Here is a 10325-nt window from a genome sequence, read left to right as displayed (position 1 = left end):
CGTCGCGAGTGTATCAGATAACCCTCCCCGGATGACCCATTCAGCTTCCTCCAACCCCGGCCCGGCGCCTCGCCAGGACGTCAGCCAGGTTCGTACCGTCCGCGTCCCGGACGATCGGGCAGGGCAACGCCTGGATAATTTCCTGCTCGGACAGCTCAAGGGCGCCCCGAGATCGCTGGTTTACAAGCTGGTCCGGTCCGGCCAGGTCCGGGTCAACGGCGGCCGCGCCAAGGCCGAGCGCAAGCTCGAGGCAGGCGACGAAGTCCGGATTCCACCGGTTCGTCTCAGCGAAGAGGGTGACAGGCCGACGCCTCCGAAGGGGCTGCTCGATGCCCTGGAAGCGGCGATCGTCTTCGAGGACGCCCGCCTGCTGGCCCTCAACAAGCCTTCGGGCCTGGCCAGCCATGGCGGCAGCGGCATCAGCCACGGCGCCATCGAATCCCTGCGCGCCCTGCGCCCGAACCAGAGCCTGGAGCTCGTCCATCGCCTGGACCGGGACACCTCGGGTCTGCTGGTCGTGGCCAAGAAGCGCTCGGCCCTGACCGAACTGCAGGCGCTGATGCGCGAGGACCGCGATTACGACGGCATCGGCATCCGCAAGCGCTACCTGGCGTTGCTGACCGGGCGCATGCCCGACGGCGTGATGACGGTGGATGCGCCGTTGCATGTCGGCCTGCGCCAGGGCGGCGAGCGCCATGTCCAGGTCAATCCGGCCGGCAAGGCGTCATTGAGTCACTTCAAGGTGCTGGAGCGCCGCGGTGGGCAATCCTATTGCGAGGTGCGGATCGAAACCGGCCGCACCCACCAGATCCGCGTCCATGCCCAGCATATCGGTCACGCCATCGCCGGCGACGACAAGTACGGCGACGCCGAGGTCAACAAGCGCCTGCGCGATCAGGTCGGGCTGAAGCGGATGTTCCTGCACGCCTCGACGCTGGAGTTCTCGCTCGACAACGGCAAGACGCCCTACCTGCTCAATGCGCCGCTGGCGCCAGAACTCATCGGCGTGCTGGACCGCCTGGCCTGAGGGCAGGCCTTACTTGCCGCCGCCCCGGCGGCGTTGCTCGTCGAGCACGAAGCACGACTGCGGCCGCACTGCGGGCGGGTGGAAGTTCACCGGTACCTGCAGCTTCGTCGTCTGCGCGACACCGCCGCGGGTGGCGGGTTTGAAGGTCCAGCTGCGCACGCCTTCCTGCGCGGCCTTGTCCAGCGGCGCCAGGCCGCTGCTGCGGAACACCTCGGCCGAACCGGCCTTGCCGTCCGGCCCGACAGTCAGCAGCAACACCACCTTGCCACCGACGTTGTCGCACAGGAGTTCTTCGGGATAGTCGGGCGGCGGCGTGTTGACCGCCAGCAACTCCGTCGGTGCAATCGCTGCCGGCGCCGGAGCGTCCGGCGCCTTGTTGCAGGCGCCGAGCAGCAAGGGCAGGGCAGCTGCGGTCAGTACCGCTGCGGTCAGTACCGCGGACGGGTAGCGAGGGAGCATGCTCATCTTGTCCATTGCCGACGGCCTCGAATGATGGGGAGTGGGCGGGTCGCGATCAGCCGGCCAGGACGTCGGCCTTGGCCGCGCAGATGAAGTCGTTCTCGCTCAGGCCGCCGACATCGTGGGTCGAATAGCGCACGACGCAGCGGTTGTAGTGCACGCCCAGGTCGGGATGGTGGTCCTCGCGATGGGCCATGAAGGCCAGGGCGTTCACGAAGGCCATCGTTTCGTAGTAGTTGCCGAACGGGTAGGTCCTGGTGAGCGCATGGCCGTCTTCGACCAGCTCCCAGCCCGGAACCTCCGGCAGCAGTTCGCGGACGCGCGCTTCGCTGAGCCGGTGTTCGCTGCCACGGCGGGCGAGGCAGTGGGCATGGGCGAGGGGGACGAGGTCGTTCATCGGCAAGGATTCCTTTACGCTGGGCCCGCCGACTGAACGGATGCCATCGTCGGCGGTCATTCCAAGAGGGTGCGCCATCGTGTTGCGCGGACCCCGGTAGAATAGCCCCCATGATCAACATTTCCGAATCCGCCCAGCGACACTTCCTCAAGCTGATCGAGCGCGAGGCCCTGCCGGGCCTGGGCGTGCGTTTGTCGGCCGTCCACGCCGGCACGCCGCGCGCGGACGTTCGGCTGGAGTTCGCCGAACCGGGCGACCTGCAGGGCGACGAGTGGGCGGTCGACTGCGAAGGCTTCACGGTCTGGCTCGATGCGGCCAGCGTGAAGTTCCTCGATGGCGCCCAGATCGACTACGAAACCCAGGCCACCGGCGGCCAGTTGCAGATCCGCGCACCCAAGATCAAGGGCGAGGAGCCGGCCGAGTCGGCCTCGCTGGTCGAGCGCGTGCACTGGATCGTCGAACACGAGATCAATCCCCAGCTGGCCTCCCACCGCGGCAATGTCGCGGTGCAGGAAGTCACCGCCCAGGGCGTGGTGGTGCTGCGCTTCGGCGGCGGCTGCCACGGCTGCGGCATGGCCGACGTGACCTTGAAGCAGGGCATCGAGAAGACACTGATGACGAAAGTGCCGGGTGTTACCGCGGTGCGTGACGCCACCGATCACGAGACCGGCGACGCGCCTTACATCCCCCGCGATTCGGCGGCCTGAGCAGGGCGCGGCGACGTAGATGTTCTCCGCCGCCGACCTGATCCACGCCCTGCAGCGACGGCTGCAGCTGGTATCGCCGCACCTGCGGCGACCACCTGGTGAGTTTCCCGCGGGCTGGCAGGCCTGGTTCGAGAGCATGCGCGAGCGTGCCGGCGCGGTGCAGGGCGCCACGGCGGCGGCCATCGTCGAAGTCTTCCTCACCCGGCCGCTGGCCGTTCCGCCGCCCAGGCGCATCGGTGACCTGACCCGCTGGCAGTCCTTCGCCACGTTGTGGCGACAGGGCTGGCACGGTGACGTGAAGCAGGACCGCGTGGACCGGCGCGTGCACTGGTTCGCCACCGCTTTCACCGTGCTATGGCACGTGTTCTTCAGCGCGATGCTGCTGTATCTGATGTATCTGCGTTTCCTCGCCGTCAACGCGCCTCAACCGCAAGGTGAGGAAGTCGTCATGATCGAGTACGTCGGCAAGGGCACGCCGAAGGAACCCGGTGGCGGCCCCGGCGAACCTGGCGAACAGCCGCAGCAGGCCCCGCAACAGCCCCAGCAGCAAGCCGCTGCCGCGCCGGCACAGCAGCAGCCGCAAGCGCCAGTTGAGTCGGCTGCGCCAACGGCACAATTGAATCCGCCCGCGCTGGCGACGCCGACACCGGCGTTGGATGCACCCATCCCCGATGTCGCCCAGCGCGACGTGCCGGAGCCGAAGCTGCCGCCGCCGCAACCGGCGGTCGAGCAGCCCGTGGCCGTCAGTGAGCCCACGCCGGGCGCGCCGAGCGTGTTCGTGTTGCCGCCGACCCGGCGCCGGCCGCCGGAGCCGAACCTGGCGACGCCGCAGATCAGCGCCGAGACGCCAACCGTGCGCACCGCCGAAGTGGCCGAGCCCGTGCAGCCGATCCGCCCGGACATCAAACCGCGCGACATCGCCGCGCCGGCGATCGAGCAGCGCGAGCGCGAGATCACCGTCCGCGAGGTGCCGGCGCCGCTCGAGCTGCCCAACATGCCGGTGCGCGCCTTGCCGGCACCGCCATTGCCGGTGCCGGAGGTGCGCTCCAGCACGCCGGCGATCCGCACGGCCGAAATTCCGTCGCCGCCCACGCCCACGCCTGCGACGCCTTCGCCTGCACCAGCGGCGGCCGCGCCGGCGGCCGCCAGCGCGGCGACAGCGCTTGCCGCGACCCGGCCCGCCACTTCCGCCACGTCTGGCGGATCCGGCACGGCGCCGGCGGCAGCCAGTTCGGCACCTGGAACCAGCCAGACGCGCCCTTCCACACCTGCGGGCAGCGGCACCCAGCCGGTCGCCGGCGCGGGCGCTGGCCCGAAACCCGCACCCGCCGCGGGAACCTGGTCGACCCCGACACGTGGCGACGACTGGGGCGAGTCGACCCGCAACCGCCCCGGCGGCCAGCGCGGCGAGCAGCCAGGGATCTACAACAGCGATGGCAGCGTGCGGATCGCCGAACCGCCGGGCTCGGCTTCACCCGGCCAGCCGCCGGGCACGATCACCGAGGAGATCAAGGACCTCGATCGCGCCGGCACGTGGCTGCGTCGCAAACCCAACGACTTCGAGCCGACCAGCTTCGACAAGTACTGGGTCCCCAACGAGTCGCTGCTCGCCGAATGGGTGCGCAGGGGCGTGCGCAAGGTCGCCATTCCGATTCCCGGCACGGGCAAGAGCATCGAATGCGTGATCTCGATGCTGAGCCTGGGCGGCGGCTGCGGCCTGAGCGACCCGAACCTCAACGACCAGCCGGCCGAAGCACGGCCACCGCCGCCCATTCCGTTCAAGCCGGCATTGCAGGAAGACAACGGCTCGGTGAAGCCGTCCGGCGGCTAGGCGCAAGCCGCTCGCCGCTCCCAGCTCCCAATTGGCACCGTTCGCCCTGAGCGTAGCGCAGCGAAGTCGAAGGGCCAGCCACCACAACCAATACCCCACAAAAAAGCCCGCCGAAGCGGGCTTTTTCATTCAATCCCAGCAAGCAATCAATGCGCGTTGTGCAGATCGCGCAGGTTGCTCTGGCGGGAGCCGAAGTAGGCGGCCAGGTCGGCGATCTGCTGGTCGGTCAGGTCCTTGGCCTGGCTCGACATCAGCGCGTGCTCGCGGTCGCCGCTGCGGTAGGCCTGCAGGGCATGGGCGATGTAGTCGTAGTACTGGCCGGCGAGCTTCGGGTAGGTGCCGTCGATCGGGGCATTGCCTTCGGCGCCGTGGCAATCGAAGCAGGACTGGCCGGTGGCCTTGCCCTTGCTGCCAGCCAGTTGCTCGCCAGCGGCAATGTGCCCGGCCGGCAGGCCGGCGGACGAGGAGCTGTGGCCTTCGCCGCGGTCGGCGGAGGAATGCTCGGCCGGGGTGTCGGAGCTGGAGCAGCCGACGAGGCCGAGCGAGGCAAGCAGGGCGATGGCGAGGATCTTGTTCGTCATGGTCTGCTCACTCACTTCAAGGACGAAAGGAAGGCGGCGATGTCGGCGATGTCCTGGTCGGAGAAGCTCTGCGCCTGGGCCTGCATCGTCGGGTGCTTGCGTGCGCCCTTCTTGTATTCGTTCAACGCGTTGACCAGGTACTCCGCCGACTGCCCGCCGATCCTGGGCACGTGGAAGTTCGGGTAGGCGTTCTTGTAGCCGGTGATGCCATGGCATCCCTGGCAGGTGTAGGTCAGCTGGTGACCCGAGGCGGCATCACCCTTCAGTACGGCCGGAGCGGCCGTCGTTGCGGTGGCTGCGGCCGGGGCAGCGGCGGGGGCCTGGGCTTCCTGGGCCGATGCGACGGACGCAGCGGTGGTCAGGAAGAAGCAGGCGGCGATCATCAGCGGTCGCATCATGTCGTAGTCCGCAATCTCGAATGGCTAGCGAAAGGTTCTGAAGCTGGCTGCGCGTGGCCGTCCGTCGGGAGGGCCGCGCATAAGTGCGCAAGTATAGCCTGCGATATCGATGCAACGAAGTGGTGCCATTTTGCATCGATGGTTGTTGCGGCCTTCCGGATCATTGCTTGCGTCCGGGTCGCGACATGGCTCCAGTCACCATGACCTTCGGCGGATGTTGGTGAACGGGGCAGGTGATATACCTATCTACAACACCGGCATACGGTCCGGTAATCAGCCACCTTGGGGTTCAATTCATGCGTCATCTCTCCCGAAATCGCAGCCGTGGTTTTGACCGCGCCGCTCGTGTCCTGCTGCCTTGCCTGGCCCTGTCGAGCGTCCTGCTGCTGGCCTCCTGCAAGGGCGGCGGCGCTGGCGAGGCGCAGGCCAAGGACGGCGAAAAGGGGCCCGAAGCCGTCCCGGTCGAGGTGGCCAAGGCCTCCCGGCGCCCGGTCGCGGCCAGCTACACCGGCACCGCCGCCCTGGAACCGGTGGCCGAGTCGCAGGTGGTGGCCAAGACCTCGGGCGTGGCCCTGAACGTGATGGTCGAGGAAGGCCAGCAGGTCCGTGCCGGCCAGACCCTGGTCCGCCTCGACGCCGCTCGTTCGCAGCAGCAGGCGGCGCAGACCGACGCGCGCATGCGCAAGCTCGAGGCCAACTATTCCCGCGGCAAGCAGATGGCCGAGCAGAAGCTGCTCAGCGCCAACGACAATGACCAGCTGCGCTTCGACCTGGAAGAGGCCCGCGCCGCCAACCGCATGGCCACGCTGGAGCTGTCGTACGCGAACGTGGAAGCGCCGATTTCCGGCGTGATCGCCTCGCGCTCGATCAAGACCGGCAACTTCGTCCAGATCAACACGCCGATCTTCCGCATCGTCGACACCTCGCGCCTGGAAGCCACCCTCAACGTGCCCGAGCGCGAGCTGGCCACGCTGAAGGCAGGCCTTCCGGTGCAGATGCAGGTCGATGCGCTGCCGGGCAAGACCTTTACCGGTACCGTCGACCGCGTCGCTCCGGTGGTGGATTCGGGCAGCGGCACGTTCCGCGTGGTCTGTGCATTTGCCGGCGGCGGCGTGCTGCAGCCGGGCATGTTTGGCCGCATCAAGATCGATTACGACCAGCGCGCCGATGCCCTGGTGGTGCCGCGCGTGGCCCTGCTCGAGGACGACGGCGACCCGGCGGTGTTCGTGGTCACCGGCGACAAGACCAAGCGCGTGCCGGTCAAGCTGGGCTACATGGACGGTTCCTGGGCGGAGATCCGCACCGGCGTGAAGGTTGGCGACCAGGTCGTCGTAGCCGGCAAGACCGCGCTGCGTGACGGCACTGTCGTGCAGGTGCTGGGCCAGCCGGCGAAGAAGGTGGCCGCCGCCAAAACCGAAGCCAAGAAGCAGTAATCGCGGAGAGCGAACGTGACGCAACCTGCGAACGAATCATCCGGCTTCAATCTGGTCGAGTTCTCCACGCGTCGCCGGGTCACGGTGATGATGGTGACGCTGACATTTGTGATGTTCGGCTTCATTGCGCTGAACGACCTCAAGGTCAATCTGCTGCCGGACCTGAGTTACCCGACCCTGACGGTGCGCACCGAGTACACCGGTGCTGCGCCGTCGGAGATCGAAACCCTGATCAGCGAGCCGGTCGAAGAGGCCGTCGGCGTGGTCAAGGGCCTGCGAAAGCTCAAGTCGGTGTCGCGCACCAGCCAGAGCGATGTCGTGCTCGAGTTCGCCTGGGGCACCGACATGGACCAGGCCAGCCTTGAAGTGCGCGACAAGATGGAAGTGCTGCAATTGCCGCTCGAGGCCAAGGCCCCGGTGCTGCTGCGCTTCAATCCGTCGACCGAACCGATCCTTCGCATCGCGCTGTCGTCCAAGACCGCTGCAACCAGCGACACCGAGGCCATGCGCCAGCTCACCGGGCTGCGCCGCTACGCCGACGACGACCTGAAGAAGAAGCTCGAGCCGGTCGACGGCGTTGCCGCCGTCAAGGTCGGCGGCGGCCTCGAGGACGAGATCCAGGTCGACATCGACCAGCAGAAGCTGGCGCAGTTGAACCTGCCCATCGACAACGTCATCCAGCGCCTGCAGCAGGAGAACATCAACATCTCCGGCGGTCGCCTGGAAGAAGGCTCGCAGCGTTACCTGGTGCGCACGGTGAACCAGTTCGCCAGCGTGCCGGAGATCCGCGAAATGCTGGTCACCACCCGCAGTGGTGGCGACAACGCGGCCGCCAATGCGGCAGCGCAGATGGCCGCGATCGCGGCGCAGACCGGTTCGGCCGAAGCGATGGCCGCAGCCGCGTCGGTGCAGAGCGCCAATTCTGCCGGTGGCGGCGTCGTCGCCGGCGGCATGCCCGTGCGCCTGAAGGACATCGCCGATGTCCGCCAGGGCTACAAGGAGCGCGAGGCGATCATCCGCCTGGGCGGCAAGGAAGCGGTCGAACTGGCGATCTACAAGGAAGGCGACGCCAACACCGTCGCCACCGCCGACGCGATCACCAAGCGCCTGGACGAGATCAAGGAGCAGATTCCGCCGGACGTGGAACTGACCACGATCGACGACCAGTCGCTCTTCATCCGCCACGCCATCAGCGACGTGAAGATGGATGCGGTGATCGGCGGCATGCTCGCCGTGCTGATCATCTTCCTGTTCCTGCGAGATGGCTGGAGCACGTTCGTGATCGGCCTGTCGTTGCCGGTGTCGATCATCGCCACGTTCTTCTTCATGGACCAGATGGGCCTGAGCCTGAACGTGATGTCTCTCGGCGGCCTGGCATTGGCCACCGGCCTGGTCGTGGACGACTCGATCGTCGTGCTCGAAAGCATCGCCAAGGCGCGCGAACGAGGGCTCAGTGTCCTCGATGCCGCCATTGCCGGCACCCGCGAGGTGAGCATGGCGGTGGTCGCATCGACGCTGACCACCATTGCCGTGTTCCTGCCGCTGGTGTTCGTGCAGGGCATCGCCGGCCAGCTGTTCCGCGACCAGGCGTTGACCGTTGCGCTGGCGATCGCCATCTCGCTGGTCGTGTCGATGACGCTGATCCCGATGCTGAGCGCGCTCAAGGGCCAGCCGGCGATGGCCTTCCCGGAAGAGCCGCCGCATCCGCGCTGGCAGCCGACCTCGAAGCTGCAGAAGCCGCTCGCCGCCGTCGAACACGGTATCGGTGCCGGTGCCCGCGGTGCATCGTTCGGTATCGTCTGGCTGATCGTGCGAGCCTGGCGTGGCCTGGTCGCGATCGTCGGCCCGGTTATGCGCAAGGCCAGCGATATTGCAATGGCGCCGTATGGCCGTGCCGAGAGTGGTTACCTCAAGCTGCTGCCCAACGCCCTGCGCAAGCCGTGGCTGGTGCTCGGCTCGGCCGCGGCGGTGTTCGCGCTGACGCTGCTGGCGATTCCGATGCTGGGCGCGGACCTGATCCCGCAGCTGGCGCAGGACCGTTTCGAGATGACCGTGAAGCTGCCGCCGGGCACGCCACTGCGCGAAACCGATACCCTGGTGCGCGAGCTGCAGGAAAAGCACGCCAAGGACGACGGCATCCGCACGCTCTACGGCGTCAGCGGTAGCGGCACGCGGCTGGACGCCAATCCGACCGAAAGCGGCGAGAACATCGGCAAGCTGACCGTGGTCATGGCCGATGGCGGCAGCAAGGACGTGGAGGCGCGTGAAACCGAGCGCCTGCGCACGACCATGCAGTCGCACCCGGGCGCGCAGATCGACTTCAGCCGGCCGGAGCTCTTCAGCTTCTCCACGCCGCTGGAAATCGAACTGCGCGGGCAGGACCTGGAGAGCATCCAGGTCGCCGGCCAGCGCATGGCGGCAATGCTGCGCGCCAACCCGCATTACGCCGACGTCAAGTCGACGGTCGAGGAAGGTTTCCCGGAGATCCAGATCCGCTTCGATCAGGACCGCGCCGGTGCGCTCGGCCTGACCACCCGCCAGATCGCCGACGTCGTGGTGAAGAAGGTGCGCGGCGACGTCGCCACGCGCTACAGCTTCCGCGACCGCAAGATCGACGTGCTGGTGCGTGCCCGTGAAACCGATCGCGCGTCTGTCGACAACATCCGTCACCTGATCGTCAATCCGGGCAGCAACCGTCCGGTGACCCTGGACGCCGTCGCCGACGTGGTTTCGACCACGGGCCCGAGCGAGATCCACCGCGCCGACCAGGTGCGCGTGGCGATCGTCTCGGCCAACCTGCGCGACATCGACCTGGGCACTGCGGTGCGCGAAGTGCAGGACATGGTCGCCAAGCAGCCGCTTGGCGCCGGCGTCGGCATGCACATCGGCGGACAGGGCGAGGAACTGGCCGAGTCGGTGCGTTCGCTGCTGTTTGCGTTCGGCCTGGCGATCTTCCTCGTGTACCTGGTGATGGCTTCGCAGTTCGAGTCGCTTCTGCATCCGTTCGTGATCCTGTTCACCATCCCGCTGGCCCTGGTCGGTGCGGTGCTGGCGCTGCTGCTGACCAATTCGCCGGTGTCGGTGGTGGTGTTCATCGGCCTGATCCTGCTGGTGGGCCTGGTGGTCAAGAACGCGATCATCCTGGTCGACAAGGTCAACCAGCTGCGCGAGCAAGGCGTGGCCAAGCGCGAGGCCCTGATCGAGGGCGCCCGTTCGCGACTGCGCCCGATCATCATGACCACGATGTGCACGCTGTTCGGCTTCTTGCCGCTGGCGCTGGCACTGGGCGAGGGCGCGGAAGTGCGTTCGCCGATGGCCATCACGGTGATCGGTGGCCTGCTGGTGTCCACGCTGCTGACGCTGGTCGTGATCCCGGTGGTCTATGACCTGCTGGACCGCCGCGCCGACGACTACTACGTCGCGCGTGCACGCCGCGCCCATGGCAAGGTCGAGTCGTCGGATGACGACGGCCAGGTCGAGCCGGTCTGAGCG

General features: G+C 67.6%; 9 protein-coding genes. 5 read left to right on the top strand and 4 right to left on the bottom strand.

The genetic code is table 11. The features are described from left to right. The first annotated feature begins 31 nt into the window (after window positions 1–31). Window positions 32–1027, top strand: coding sequence for an RluA family pseudouridine synthase (locus AC1DER_RS02000; protein ID WP_477248522.1), 996 nt, complete (start codon window positions 32–34; stop codon window positions 1025–1027). A gap of 9 nt (window positions 1028–1036) precedes the next feature. On the opposite strand, the gene AC1DER_RS01995 is transcribed toward AC1DER_RS02000, so the two are convergent. Continuing rightward, a complete protein-coding gene (locus tag AC1DER_RS01995) occupies window positions 1037–1492 on the bottom strand; it encodes an energy transducer TonB (protein WP_477248520.1) in 456 nt (151 codons plus the stop codon). Between the two features lie 49 nt (window positions 1493–1541). Beyond that, window positions 1542–1883, bottom strand: coding sequence for a 4a-hydroxytetrahydrobiopterin dehydratase (locus AC1DER_RS01990; RefSeq protein ID WP_441816180.1), 342 nt, complete (start codon window positions 1881–1883; stop codon window positions 1542–1544). 110 nt (window positions 1884–1993) lie between these two features. On the opposite strand from AC1DER_RS01990, the gene AC1DER_RS01985 reads away from it, so the two are divergent. Both AC1DER_RS01985 and AC1DER_RS01980 read left to right on the top strand, forming a co-directional pair. Beyond that, complete coding sequence (locus AC1DER_RS01985; RefSeq protein WP_441816181.1) at window positions 1994–2590, top strand: NfuA family Fe-S biogenesis protein; 597 nt, start codon at window positions 1994–1996, stop codon at window positions 2588–2590. 19 nt (window positions 2591–2609) lie between these two features. Continuing rightward, window positions 2610–4421: a hypothetical protein gene (locus AC1DER_RS01980; RefSeq protein WP_477357607.1), complete on the top strand. Its 1812-nt coding sequence runs from the start codon at window positions 2610–2612 to the stop codon at window positions 4419–4421. Between the two features lie 146 nt (window positions 4422–4567). On the opposite strand, the gene AC1DER_RS01975 is transcribed toward AC1DER_RS01980, so the two are convergent. After that, window positions 4568–5002 (bottom strand): c-type cytochrome, encoded by a 435-nt coding sequence (locus AC1DER_RS01975; RefSeq protein WP_441816183.1) that lies wholly within the window; start codon window positions 5000–5002, stop codon window positions 4568–4570. Window positions 5003–5013: 11 nt separating this feature from the next. Next, window positions 5014–5397 (bottom strand): c-type cytochrome, encoded by a 384-nt coding sequence (locus tag AC1DER_RS01970; protein WP_441816338.1) that lies wholly within the window; start codon window positions 5395–5397, stop codon window positions 5014–5016. A gap of 299 nt (window positions 5398–5696) precedes the next feature. Here AC1DER_RS01970 and AC1DER_RS01965 point away from each other — a divergent pair, with 299 nt between their 5' ends. Then, window positions 5697–6833: an efflux RND transporter periplasmic adaptor subunit gene (locus AC1DER_RS01965; RefSeq protein WP_441816184.1), complete on the top strand. Its 1137-nt coding sequence runs from the start codon at window positions 5697–5699 to the stop codon at window positions 6831–6833. A 15-nt stretch (window positions 6834–6848) separates the two neighbouring features. Beyond that, entirely contained in the window at window positions 6849–10322 is a 3474-nt protein-coding gene (locus AC1DER_RS01960; RefSeq protein ID WP_477243989.1) for an efflux RND transporter permease subunit, read from the top strand. Window positions 10323–10325 lie beyond the last annotated feature (3 nt).

The organism is Lysobacter sp. 05T417, from assembly GCF_056396405.1.
Note: the sequence above shows the minus strand (reverse complement) of the source record. Positions and strands in the feature narration are given on the sequence as shown.